The 12620-nt window shown below is 73.1% G+C and carries 10 protein-coding genes; 8 read left to right on the top strand and 2 right to left on the bottom strand.

From position 1 onward, the window contains the following. Positions 1–108: 108 nt before the first annotated feature. Positions 109–1323, bottom strand: a complete 1215-nt coding sequence (locus ABZV93_RS14090) for a M20/M25/M40 family metallo-hydrolase (RefSeq protein WP_354934861.1) — start codon at positions 1321–1323, stop codon at positions 109–111. Between the two features lie 281 nt (positions 1324–1604). On the opposite strand from ABZV93_RS14090, the gene ABZV93_RS14095 reads away from it, so the two are divergent. The 6 genes from ABZV93_RS14095 to ligA all read left to right on the top strand — a co-directional run bounded on the left by ABZV93_RS14095 (position 1605) and on the right by ligA (position 9668). After that, the gene (locus tag ABZV93_RS14095) at positions 1605–2492 is read left to right on the top strand and encodes a hypothetical protein (RefSeq protein ID WP_354934864.1); all 888 of its coding nucleotides are present in this window, start codon (positions 1605–1607) and stop codon (positions 2490–2492) included. Beyond that, the gene (locus ABZV93_RS14100) at positions 2489–3154 is read left to right on the top strand and encodes an SIS domain-containing protein (protein ID WP_354934867.1); all 666 of its coding nucleotides are present in this window, start codon (positions 2489–2491) and stop codon (positions 3152–3154) included. Before ABZV93_RS14095 ends, ABZV93_RS14100 begins: the two co-directional genes overlap by 4 nt. A gap of 4 nt (positions 3155–3158) precedes the next feature. Continuing rightward, complete coding sequence (gene menC, locus ABZV93_RS14105; protein WP_354934870.1) at positions 3159–4280, top strand: o-succinylbenzoate synthase; 1122 nt, start codon at positions 3159–3161, stop codon at positions 4278–4280. Positions 4281–4330: 50 nt separating this feature from the next. Then, entirely contained in the window at positions 4331–5878 is a 1548-nt protein-coding gene (locus tag ABZV93_RS14110) for a Na+/H+ antiporter NhaC family protein (RefSeq protein ID WP_354934873.1), read from the top strand. 84 nt (positions 5879–5962) lie between these two features. After that, positions 5963–7540: a D-aminoacylase gene (locus ABZV93_RS14115; protein WP_354934876.1), complete on the top strand. Its 1578-nt coding sequence runs from the start codon at positions 5963–5965 to the stop codon at positions 7538–7540. 10 nt (positions 7541–7550) lie between these two features. Continuing rightward, positions 7551–9668, top strand: coding sequence for an NAD-dependent DNA ligase LigA (gene ligA, locus ABZV93_RS14120; protein ID WP_354934879.1), 2118 nt, complete (start codon positions 7551–7553; stop codon positions 9666–9668). Positions 9669–9671: 3 nt separating this feature from the next. On the opposite strand, the gene ABZV93_RS14125 is transcribed toward ligA, so the two are convergent. Further along, the gene (locus ABZV93_RS14125; protein WP_354934882.1) at positions 9672–10346 is read right to left on the bottom strand and encodes an ACT domain-containing protein; all 675 of its coding nucleotides are present in this window, start codon (positions 10344–10346) and stop codon (positions 9672–9674) included. A gap of 357 nt (positions 10347–10703) precedes the next feature. On the opposite strand from ABZV93_RS14125, the gene gatC reads away from it, so the two are divergent. Together gatC and gatA are read left to right on the top strand one after the other, a co-directional pair. Further along, positions 10704–11021 carry an Asp-tRNA(Asn)/Glu-tRNA(Gln) amidotransferase subunit GatC gene (gene gatC / locus ABZV93_RS14130; protein WP_354934885.1) on the top strand — a complete coding sequence of 106 codons (318 nt, stop codon included), beginning with the start codon at positions 10704–10706 and terminating at the stop codon, positions 11019–11021. Continuing rightward, on the top strand, positions 11021–12520 hold the full coding sequence (gene gatA / locus ABZV93_RS14135) for an Asp-tRNA(Asn)/Glu-tRNA(Gln) amidotransferase subunit GatA (protein WP_354934888.1): 1500 nt from the start codon (positions 11021–11023) through the stop codon (positions 12518–12520). The genes gatC and gatA overlap by 1 nt, the downstream gene beginning before the upstream one ends. Positions 12521–12620 lie beyond the last annotated feature (100 nt).

Here is a 12620-nt window from a genome sequence, read left to right on the forward strand (position 1 = left end):
ACTGAAGAGTGCTCACCCGACGGCGGCTCGGCGACCAGCCTCACGCCCAACAGCCCTAGCCTTGGGCGCGAAACGCCGGTCGAACCCCATTAGGGTCTGTCCTGCGGATCAGGGTCGAGTAGTGAGCGGGTCATCCGAGACCGGGCCGAGCGGGGAGGCGAGCACGGAGGCGATCAGCGCGGCGCGTTCGACCAGCGACTCCGCCACGACCTCCTCGTGCACCGCGTGGGCTCCGCGTCCGCGTGGGCCGAACCCATCCAGTGCGGGCACGCCGGCCGCGCCGGCGAAGTTGGTGTCGGCCGCGCCGAGCGCGTGCGCCCCCCGGACCTGCTGCCCGACCCGCTCACCCGCGGCGACCACGGCGGCGAGCATGCCCTCGTTGCCGGTGCCGGCCCAGGCCGGGCGGCTGGTGAGGATCTGAGCCTGTACGCCGGCGTCGGCACGGATGGGTTCGAGCCGGGCCAGCTGGTCCAGCACCCGGCGTTCGACCTCGGCGTCCCCGAACCGGAACCCGAGCTCTGCGCCGGCCCTCCCCGCGGTCACGTTGGTGCGGGTGCCGCCGTACACGGTCCCGACGTTGTAGAGCACGCCTTCCTCGGCCTCCGCGATGCCCCGCAGCCGGACCAGCTGGTCGACGAGCTCGTCGATGGCGGAGACCCCGCGGGTGCGGTCCAGCGCCGCGTGTGCCTCCACCCCGATGGCCTCCAGGCGGACCCGCGTACTCCCGTGCCTCCCGGTCTTCAGCCCGCCCTTCGGATGCGGCGGCTCCAGCCCGAGGGCGGCGGCCGCACCGGAGAGCTCGCGTTCGACCAGTGCCCGGCCGGTCGGCGTGCCGATCTCCTCGTCGGCGGTGACCACCAGCCGCACCGGCTGGGCCAGTGGGACGTCGCAGTCGCGCAGCACCGCGATCGCCGTCTCGAAGGCGACCAGGCCGCCCTTCATGTCGAACACACCCGGCCCGCGGATCAGCGTCCCGTCGTCGACGTAGGGCATCCGCCCGGCGAGCTGGCCCACCGGCCACACCGTGTCGTGGTGGCCGAGCACCACCACGTGCGGCCGCTCGGTCGGGGTGCCGTCGCCGGCTGCCCCTCCGTCTGCCTCGCCCGCGGGCCAGGCAGCGACCAGGTGGTCGCCGGTGTCGCTGGGGACCGCGGTCACGGCGGCGCCGAGCTCGGCGTAGTGGCCGCCGAGCACCTCACCGAGGCGGTTCAGTGCGTCCGCGTCTCCGGTGGGCGTCTCGTGGTGGACGTACGCGGCGAGCCGCTCCCGCATCCGCGGCTCGAGCTCACGGGCACGGAGCACGAGCCGTTCGAGAGGATCCATGCACCGCAGGATATGACGCGTATCTTCGCGAGGTGGTCATCGACCCGCACTCGGACACTCCCTCGCGGTCTCGAAATCGTCAGTAACCGCGGGGGTTGTCGCCCCGGGCATTGACCCCGGCGGCGTACCCCTGCTAGACATCTCGCGGATATCTGTCGCGTATCTTCGTCTCTTGGCGGTCGCCTCGTCAGTGTCGTCAGGCGCCCGGGCCCCCTCCCAGGGGCACACACATCGTCTGTGACGGCCGGCTCGGCCGGTCGTCGGTCTTCGCTGGGGGTGCCATGCGGGCCACCCGACCCACGCTGCGCACAGAGCAGACGCAGCCCACGCTGCATACGCCCGACTCCGCGGTCACCGCCCGCCCGCTGCGCAGCCAGGGCGAGCGCGAGGCGGCCGTGGGCCTGTACCGCCAGGTGTTCGGCCTCGGCGCCGGCGACCCGGCGATGACCCCGAAGCTCCTGGTCGCCCTGCAGCGCAACGGCGGCTCGGCGCTCGGCGCGTTCGACCCGTCCGGACGGCTGGTGGGGTTCACCTACGGATTCGTCGGTACGCAGGACGGCGCGACCTACCACTACTCCCAGGCGGCCGTGGTCGACGCGGCCGCGCAGGGAAAGGGCGTCGGCCGGGTGCTCAAGCGGGCGCAGGCCGCCGAGGCGTCTCGGGCCGGCGTCCGCGCGATGCGCTGGGCGTACGACCCGATGCTCGCCCGCAACGCACACTTCAACCTCGACGTCCTCGGCGCCCGTGGCCGGTGGTTCGTCCGGGACTACTACGGCCTCACCGACGCCGGCGGGCGTAGCGACCGGGTGCTCGTGGAGTGGCGTACCGACGCGGACCCGACCGACCCGACCGGGGCGACGGACTCGGCCGGCGGGACGAACTCGACCGGCGCGACCGACTCGACGCGCGGGGCCGAGCGGCTTGGCGACGACCCGGACCTCGCGTGGGGGACGATCCGCGCTACCGCCACCGACCGCCGGCTGCTGGCCATCCCGGCCCGCTGGGGAGCGCCGGACGGACCCGACCCGGCCCGATCCGGCGACGTCCGCGACCGGGTGGCCGCCGCACTGGAGAACGCGCTCGACGCGGGGTACGTCCTGACGTCGTGCCGCCGGGTCACGCCGGAAACCGCCGTCTACGTGCTCGCCCCGGCGGGGGAGGCCGGATGAGCGCCGAGCGGAGCAGTCCCGAGCAGAGCAGCCCGGACCCGAGCAGTCCCGACCAGCGGTACGGCGCCCGGCTGCGCCGGCGTTCGTCCTCGTCGATCCTGCTGGACCGGCTGCTCGACCACGAGACCGCCAACCTCGCCGAGACCGCCCGCCGGGTCCGGGTGGACGGCACCCTGGAGCAGGCTGCCGCCCGAATCGTCGCCGCCCGCCGCAGGTTCGTGGTCGGCGGCTCCAAGTCGTCCGCGTACGCCGCCCTGCTGGCCATCGACCTGTCCGCCAGCCTCGCCAACGTCACCCTGGTCGACGGCATCGCGGCCCGCCCGGTGGACGTGCTGTGCGACGTGCGGTCCGACGACGTGCTGGTGGCCTTCTCCTTCCGCCGCTACACCCGCCAGACCATCGCGGTGGCGCGGGAGTTCGCCGCTGCCGGGGGCACCGTCGTGGGCATCACCGACGACCCGGACAGTTCGCTGGCCCGGCTGGCGGAGGTGGCCGTGGTGGTGGGCACCCGCAGCGCGTCGTACGTCGATTCACCGACCGCGGTGGCGGCGGTGACCCACATCCTCGCCACGCTCACCGCGGCCAGCGCCAAGGGAGCACGCCGCCGGCTCGCCCGGCGCGAGGAGGTCACCCGCGACCTCGAACTCTACGAAGGGGCCTGAGCGCATGCAGATCTCCGCCGCCGAACTCTTCGCGGCCCGGCTGCCGCTGGTGCACGAGTTCGAGACCAGCTCGCACCGCAAGACCTACCTGGAGCACATCCTGGTCCGGGTGACCGGCGCCGACGGCGCGGTGGGGTGGGGCGAGATCGCCTCGCCGTCCGGGCCGTACTACTGCGCGGAGACCGTGCAGAGCTGCTGGCACGTCGCCGAGCAGCACCTGCTGCCGGCCGTGGTCGGCGCCGGTTGGTCGCATCCGTCGCAAGTGCCGGCGCTGTGGTCGAAGGTACGCGGGAACGAGTTCGCCAAGGCCGGGGTGGACATGGCGTGCTGGAACCTGTGGTCCACCGCGACGGACGTGCCGCTGGCCGGTGCGCTCGGCGGGACGCGGGAGCGGGTGGTGGCCGGGGCGAGCCTGGGGATCGAGCCGACGCCGGACGACCTGGTGGCGCAGGTGGCTCGCCAGGTCGAGGCCGGCTACCCGCGGGTGAAGCTGAAGATCGCGCCGGGGTGGGACGTCGAGCCGGTCCGCGCCGTGCGCGCGGCGTTTCCCGACCTGGACCTGCACGTCGACGCCAACGGCGCCTACACCGAGGACGCCGACCACCTGGCGGCGCTGCGCGGGCTGGACGACTTCGGTCTGACGATGGTCGAGCAGCCGTTCGCGCCGCGCGACCTGCTGGCGCACGCCCGGCTGCGCCGCGTCCTGCGTACTCCCGTCTGCCTGGACGAGTCGGTCGCCGACCTGCACGACCTGCGCACGGCGCTGGCCCTGGACGCGGTCGCGATCCTGAACATCAAGGTCTCCCGGATGGGCGGGCTGACCGCCGCGGTCGCCGCACACGACCTCGCTCGCGAGCACGACGTACCGGTGTGGTGCGGCGGCATGCACGAGTTCGGGATCGGCCGTGCGGCCAACGTCGCGCTGTCCAGTCTGCCCGGCTTCACCCTGCCCTCCGACGTGTCCGCGTCGGAGAAGTACTACGCCCGCGACGTCGTGCGGCCGCCGATCACCGCCGACCACGGGCTGGTCGACGTGCCGTGGAAGCAGGCGGGCAGCGGGCACGAGGTCGACGAGGAGTTCGTACGGGAGATCTCCTCGCGCACGGCTCGGGTCGACGCCGACTGAACCTCACCCGCGCACCCGCCGGAAAAGTCCAGCACCGAACAAGGAGTGCCATGTCCCAGTCCCGATCTGGCCCGAGCGAAACCGCCGCCGAGCCCGCCACTCAGCGCGGCGAGGCCACCAAGGCCGCCACCAAGGCCGCCACCAAGGCCGCCACCAAGCCCGGCGGCGAGGCCGGGGAGTCGAACGCGTACGCGGTCGGGCTGCCGCCGGCGCGCCGCCGGATCTGCACGGTGATCGCGCTGGCCGGGCTGCTGGCCTCGCTGGTGCTCGGCCAGGTGGTACAGGCGCCGACACTGTGGGGCCTGCTACCGATCCTGCTGTACGCGGTGCTGTGCCTGCTCGGCCTGGACATCGTGGTCGCCACCGTCGTCGCCGTGATCTCCGGCATCCTGATCGCGGCCCGGCCGCCCACCGAGGTGGGCGAACTCCTCGGCACCTCCCTCGGTGACCTGGTGACGATGATCGGCCTGATCATCGTCCTGGGCGCCGGGGTCGGTGAGGTGCTGCGCGTCACCGGGGTGGCCGACACCATCGTCAGCGCGATCATGCGCGCGGTCGGCGAACGCAGCCGGCACGCGGTGACGTTCGGCGTGATGGTCGCCTGCCTGGTCCTGGTCGCGAGCCTCGGCACGCTCGCCGGCGCGCTGGCCATCGCCGCGCCCATCCTGATCCCGATCACCGCGCGGATGGGGTTCACCCGTTCGGCGACGGCCTCGATGATGTTCGTCGGCGGGTGCGCGGGCCTGGCCCTGGCGCCGTTCGCCGGCTCCAACGTCGCCATCCTCACCGCGGCGGACGTCGACTACCTCACCTACCTGCGGGTCGGTGCCGGACCGCTGGCGGTGCTGTCGATCGCGCTGGCCATGCTGATCGTGCCGTGGATGCAGCGGCGTACGGCGGCCGCCGGCAACGACTTCTACACCGCGGAGGAGGCCTCCGACGACGCCGCGAGCGCGGGCGGTGCCGACCGCAACCCGAAGGCGGGCCGGGCCACCGCGGCGTTCCTCGTCCTGTTGGTGGTGAGCGTCGTCTACGCCACCGTGACCAACGCGGGTACGGCGTTCCCGCTGCTGGCCCTGCCGTTGCTCGGCATCGTCACCGGCTTCGCCGGCGGGCTGTCCAGTGTGGAGATCGCGGGGAGGATGTACCGCGGCGGTGCCCGGCTGCTCAGCATCTTCATTCTGTTCTGGCTGCTGGCCGCGTTGTTCGGGATCATCGACCAGTGGCTGAAGCCGTACGACGTCATCCTGGACACGTTCGGCTCCCAGCTGTCCCACCTCGGCGCGTTCCCGTTCGCGGTGGCGATCGGGCTGCTCGGCTGGGTGGGCGTCCCGGGGGCGACGGCGGCCCAGGTCGTCCTGCTGGACAAGGTGTTCGGCGGGCTGGGTGCGACCCTCGGGGTGTCGGCGGGCGCCTGGGTCATCGTGTTGCTGTGGGCGTCCAAGGGCGACACGTACGGTCCGTTCCCGAACGCCAACATGATCGGCGCGATGGGTCTTGCCCGCTCGCAGAACCTGCGCAACGTGTTGTTGACGGGCTGGCTGGTGATGGTCCCGGCTTGCGTGATGTACGCGATCCTGCTGGTGTTCATGACCTGACCCCGCAACCACGTCTTGACGCAGGATCCGCGCGACCGGACTCCGATCTCCACACTCCCCAGACCGCGACCCGGAGGTCAGCAGATGTACGACGTGGTACTCGCCGGCGGCACCGTCCTGGACGGAACCGGTGCTCCCGGTGTGGTGGCCGACGTGGCGGTCGAGGACGGCCGGATCGCCTTCGTGGGTGAGGTTTCCAGAACGCTAGCGAGGCGCCGGATCGACGTGACCGGCTCGGTGGTCTGCCCGGGGTTCGTCGACCTGCACTCCCACGCGGACTTCACGGTGTTCGGCGCACCTGGTGCGCTCACCCAGATCGCCCAGGGCGTCACCACCCTGGTCACCGGCAACTGCGGCTTCTCGCCGTTCCCGGTGGTGCCGGGTCACGAGGACGAGTTGCGTGCGCACGCCGGCTTCCTGGACGCGGACCTGCCCTGGGAGTGGTCGGGCGCGGGGGAGTACGCCGCGGCCGTCGAACGCCTTCCGCTCGGTGTCAACCTCGCCTTGCAGGTAGGCCACGGCGCGGTACGCATCGGCGCGATGGGCGTGGCCGACCGGGCGCCGACGCCGGCCGAGCTGGACCGGATGCGGGCGCTGGTCGCGGCGGCGGTCGACGAAGGCGTCGTGGGACTGTCCAGCGGGCTGATCTACGCACCCGCGTCATATGCCCGGGCGGAGGAACTGGCCGCGGTGGCCGAGCCGGTGGCGGCCGCCGGGCTGGTCTACTCCACCCACATCCGCGACGAGGCCGACCTGCTGGACGACGCGGTGGAGGAGGCGCTGGAGGTCGGCCGGCGTACCGGCGTGCGCGTACAGATCTCGCACCTGAAGGCGGTCGGCCCGCCCAACTGGGGCCGGGTCGGCAAGGTCCTGGACACCCTCGCGCAGGCACGGCGCGACGGCGTGGACGCGCACGGCGACCAGTACCCCTACACCGCGTCGAGCACCACGCTCACCGCCCGGTTGCCCGGCTGGGCGATGGACGGCGGGGTGGCGGCGCTGCGGGAGCGGCTGGAGCGCGCGGAGGACCGCGACCGGCTGGTCGCCGACCTCACCGCCCGGACGGGGACGACGTTCCTGCCCGAGCGGATCGTGGTGTCCGACACCCCGGACGGCCCGTACCGCCGGCACCTCGGCAGGGACCTCGCGGCCATCGCCCGGGCTGTCGGCCGGACGCCGGCGGAGACGGCCGTGGACCTGCTGCGCCGCCAGCGCGGGGTGGCGTCGATCATCAGCCACGGCATGGCCGAGGACGACGTACGCACGATCCTCGCCGACCCGACGGTCGCGGTCGCCAGCGACGGCTGGATCCTGGACTGCCCGGGCGCCGGTACGCCGCACCCGCGCAGCTTCGGCACCTTCGCCCGGGTGCTCGGGCACTACGTACGCGAGGGCGTGCTCGACCTGCCCACCGCCGTGGCGAAGATGACCTCGCTGCCGGCCGCCCGGCTGGGCCGGCGCGACCGCGGCGTGGTGCGTCCGGGCGCGGTCGCCGACCTCGCGGTGTTCGACCCCGGCGAAGTGGCCGATCCGTCCACCTACGACGCACCGTGGCAGCTCGCGCGCGGAGTGTCGTACACCCTCGTCGCCGGTACGCCGGTGTGGGAGAACGGCGCCGCGACCGGCGCCGCTCCGGGGCGGATTGTCGGTGGGCAGCGGTAGCGTTCGGGCCATGGCGAAGAGCGCGTCGAAGTCGGCGAAGACCAAGGTCGCGGGCGTCCCCACCGAGGCGCTGGAGCGGCACGCGGTGCTGTCCCAGGAGATCGAGGAGCACAACTACCGCTACTACGTCCTCGACCGGCCGACGGCCTCCGACGCCGACTACGACGCGCTGATGCGGGAGCTGAAGGCGCTCGAGGAGGCCCATCCGGAGCTGCGCACCCCGGAGTCGCCGACGCAGAGGGTCAGCGGCACCTGGTCGACGGAGTTCGAGCCCGTCGAGCACCTCGAGCGCCTGTTGTCGCTGGACAACGCGTTCGCGCTGGAGGAGCTGCGGGCCTGGGCAGCCCGGGTCGAGCGGGAGATCGGCACCGAGGCCGAATACCTCTGCGAGCTGAAGATCGACGGCCTCGCCATCGACCTGGTCTACGAGCGGGGCCGCCTGGTGCGCGCGGCCACCCGCGGCGACGGCCGGGTCGGCGAGGACGTCACGCTCAACGTCCGCACCATCGACGGCATCCCGCACCGGCTGGCCAAGGCCGACGCGCCCACCCCCGAGGTGCTCGAGGTGCGCGGCGAGGTCTACTTCCGGGTCCGCGACTTCGAGGAGCTCAACGCCGCACTCGTGGAGGCGGGCAAGCCGCCGTTCGCCAACCCGCGCAACTCCGCGGCCGGATCGCTGCGGCAGAAGGACCCCCGGGTCACCGCCCGCCGCCGGCTGCACTTCACCGCGCACGGGATCGGCCGCACTCAGGGCTGGCAGCCGCAGCGGCTGTCGGAGGCCTACGCCACTCTCGCGGCCTGGGGCATCCCGGTCAGCGACCACGTGGGAGTCCGCCGCACGCTGGAGGAGGTGGACGCCTACGCCCGCGACTACCGCGAGCGCCGGCACTCCCTCGACCACGAGATCGACGGCGTGGTGGTGAAGGTCGACCAGATCACCCTGCAGCGCCAGCTGGGGTCCACCTCGCGGGCGCCGCGGTGGGCGATCGCGTTCAAGTTCCCGCCGGAGGAGGTCAACGCCAAGCTGATCGACATCCGGGTCAACGTCGGCCGCACCGGCCGGGTCACCCCCTACGGCGTGATGGAGCCGACAAAGGTCGCCGGGTCGACGGTGGAGTACGCCACGCTGCACAACGCCTCGGAGGTACGCCGCAAGGGCGTCCTGATCGGCGACACCGTGGTGCTGCGCAAGGCCGGCGACGTGATTCCCGAGATCGTCGGCCCGGTCGCCGACCTGCGCGACGGCTCCGAGCGGGAGTTCGAGATGCCCGTGCGGTGCCCGGAGTGCGGCACCGAGCTGCGGCCGGAGAAGGAGAGCGACGCCGACCTGCGCTGCCCCAACACCAGGCACTGCCCGGCCCAGTTGCGGGAGCGGCTGTTCCACCTGGGCGGGCGGGGCGCGTTCGACATCGAGGTGCTCGGCTACCAGTCCGGCACCGCGTTGCTGGACGGCGGCCTGATCGCCGACGAGGGCGACCTGTTCGCGCTGACCGCGGAGCAGCTGAAGGGCGCGGAGTTCTTCACCACCAAGGCCGGTGCCCTGTCGGCCAACGCCAAACGGCTGCTGGACAACCTGGAGGCGGCCCGGACCAGGCCGCTGTGGCGGGTGCTGGTCGCGCTGTCGATCCGGCACGTCGGGCCCACCGCCGCGCAGGCGCTGGCCCGCACGTTCGGCGACCTCGACCGGATCGCCGAGGCCGGCGAGGAGGAGCTGGCCGCCGTGGAGGGGGTGGGCCCGACCATCGCCGCGTCGGTGGTGGAGTGGTTCTCCGTCGACTGGCACCGCGAGATCGTGGAGAAGTGGCGGGCGGCGGGCGTGCGGTTCCGAGAGGAGATCGTCGACCAGGGGCCGCGTCCGCTGGACGGCGTGACGGTCGTGGTCACCGGCAGCCTGGAGGGCTTCTCCCGCGACGAGGCCTCCGAGGCGATCCAGGCCCAGGGCGGCAAGGCGTCCAGCTCGGTGTCGAAGAAGACCGGCTTCGTGGTGGCCGGTGACAACCCCGGCTCGAAGTTCGACAAGGCCCGCGACCTCGGTGTCCCGATCCTCGACGAGGAGGGCTTCCGGGTGCTGCTGGCCGACGGCCCCGACGCGGCGCGGGAGCGTGCGCAGTCCGCGCAGTCCGAGTGACGGTCAGCTCTGCGAGAGCGCCTGCCGGACGGTCTGGGTGAGCGCGGCCAGGTGAGCCAGCCGGGCCAGCTCGGAGTCCAGGATCTCCGGTCCGCCGGACCGCCCGATCACCAGAGCCCGGTTCGGGTTGCCCATCGGGGTGGCCGCCGCGGTGATGTGCCGCCATCCCCGGTTGTCCCACTCGGCCGGGACGACCAGCCGCCGGGGACGATCCAGCGGGAGCCAGGGCGCGTCGTCGCCGGGCAGGTCGGGCGCGGCCGGGGTGCACTCCTCCACCACCGCCTTTCCGGAGTCGCCGTCCCGGCACACCAGGAACGCCCAGTCGGCGCGGAACACCACCGGCGCGTGCCGGACGAGCACCCGCTCGGCCTCGGCCGGCTGCTCCGTCATCGACTCGACCACCTCGAGGTCGTGGCGCAGCGTGCCGCCGGCGGCGTATCGGGACAGCCAGATCACCCGGACGCCGGGCACCGACAGGCAGGCCGACACCAGCGAGTCGGCACGCCCACCGAGGGGGAGTTCGACCACGAAGTCGTCGATCGCGGTGCCGTCGGCGCCCCGGGACACCACGTCCACGGCGACGATGTCGGCGCCGGCCTTGCCCAGGGCCGAGGCGACGTCGCCGAGCCCGCCGGGCTGGTCGGGTAGCGCGATCCGCAGCAGGTACACGCTGCTCATTGTGGACCGATCAGGAGCTTTTCGCGGTTGCGCGGACGTTACCGATCAACCTCGCGCGACCAGACCCGGCCAAGCCGGGACCATCCCGTCCGACCCGTCCGTGATCGTCCGGCGGCCGCCCCGTGATCGCGACGCGGCCGCGACCTGGTGGCCTCGCCGGTCCGGGCGCGGCGGTTCGGCTCGCGGCGGTCGCGGGCGCCGCCGCGTAGGCTCCTAGGATTGCCCTACGGCCGACGTACGGCAGCCGTCGGCCGCCGTCGTCCGTACTCCACCAGGACTCCATCAGGACTCCACCAAAGCCAGAAGCACTCCGCATCCGCCGGGGTGCTCCGCGAACGAGGTAAAGGAAGCACTCCAGTGCCTGCGATCACCCGCGAGGAGGTCGCGCACCTAGCGCGCCTTGCTCGGATCGAGCTGACCGACGACGAACTCGACCACTACGCCGGCCAGCTGGGCGTCATCCTCGAGTCGGTCGCCCAGGTCGGCCAGGTGGCCGCCGAGGACATTCCGCCCACCTCCCACCCGGTGCCGCTCACCAACGTCTTCCGCGCCGACGAGCCCCGCCCCGGGCTGACGGCGGAGGAGGCGCTGGCCGGCGCTCCCGTCGTCGACGGTGAGCCCGCGGTCGAGGACAACCGCTTCCGCGTTCCGCGCATTCTCGGTGAGGAGGCCTGATGAGCGACCACGACCTGACCAGGCTCACCGCCGCCCGTCTCGCCGAGCTCGTCAGCACCGGCGAGGCCTCCGCGGTGGAGGTCACCCAAGCCCACCTGGACCGGATCGGCAAGGTGGACGACCGGATCCACGCGTTCCTGCACCTGGACACCGAGGGCGCGCTCGCCGCCGCCCGTCAGGTGGACGACCGGCGCGCGGCCGGTGACGCGCTCGGGCCGCTGGCCGGCGTGCCGCTCGCCCTCAAGGACGTCCTCACCATGAAGGACGTGCCGACCACCTGCGGCTCGCGGATCCTGGAGGGCTGGCGGCCACCGTACGACTCGACTGTCGTCCGGCGCCTGCGCGAGGCCGGCGTGGTCGTCCTGGGCAAGACGAACATGGACGAGTTCGCGATGGGCTCCTCCACGGAGAACTCCGCGTTCGGGCCGACTCGCAACCCGTGGGACACCGACCGGATCCCGGGCGGCTCCGGCGGCGGCTCGTCGGCCTCGCTGGCGGCGTTCGAGGCGCCGCTGGCGATCGGCACCGACACCGGCGGCTCGATCCGCCAGCCCGGCTCGGTGACCGGCACGGTCGGGGTGAAGCCCACCTACGGCGGGGTCTCCCGTTACGGCCTGGTGGCGTTCTCCTCCAGCCTGGACCAGGCCGGGCCGTGCGCCCGCACGGTGCTCGACGCCGCCCTGCTGCACAGCGTGATCGCCGGCCACGACCCGCTGGACTCCACCTCGATCGACCGGCCCGTGCCGCCGGTGGTGGACGCCGCCCGCAACCCCGACGTACGCGGCCTGCGGGTCGGCGTGGTGAAGGAGCTCGGCGGCGCCGGCTTCCAGCCCGGGGTGGAGCAGCGCTTCCGCGAGGCGGTCGACCTGCTCTCCGACCTGGGTGCTGAGGTGGTGGAGGTGTCCTGCCCGCACTTCACCTACGGCCTGGCCGCCTACTACCTCATCGCGCCGAGCGAGGCGTCCAGCAACCTCGCCCGCTTCGACGGGATGCGGTACGGCCTGCGGGCCGGCGACGACGGCCGGCACAGCGCCGAGGAGGTGATGGCGGTGACCCGCGAGGCCGGGTTCGGCGACGAGGTCAAGCGGCGCATCATGATCGGCACCTACGCGCTGTCCAGCGGTTACTACGACGCCTACTACGGCCAGGCGCAGAAGGTCCGCACGCTCATCACCCGCGACTTCGAGCGGGCGTACGAGCAGGTCGACGTGCTGGTGTCGCCGACCACGCCCACCACGGCGTTCCGGATCGGTGAGCGGGTGGACGACCCGCTGGCGATGTACGCCGCCGACCTGTGCACCATCCCCGCCAACCTCGCGGGCAACGCCGCGGCGTCCTTCCCGGCGGGCCGCTCGCCCGAGGACGGAATGCCCGTGGGCCTGCAGGTGGTGGCGCCGGCGATGGCCGACGACCGGCTCTACCGCGTAGGTGCCGCCGTCGAGCAGGAGTTCGAGCGGCGCTGGGGTCACCCGCTGCTGGCGGAGGTGCCGGAGCTGTGAGACCAGCCACGCACACGACGCCGGCCACCCACCCGGCACCCGCCACGTACGCGACGCCGGCTGCGCCCACGACGCCGGCAGGCGAGGAGAACGCCGCATC

Origin of the sequence: Actinopolymorpha sp. NPDC004070, assembly GCF_040610475.1 — a bacterium.
GTDB lineage: Bacteria > Actinomycetota > Actinomycetes > Propionibacteriales > Actinopolymorphaceae > Actinopolymorpha.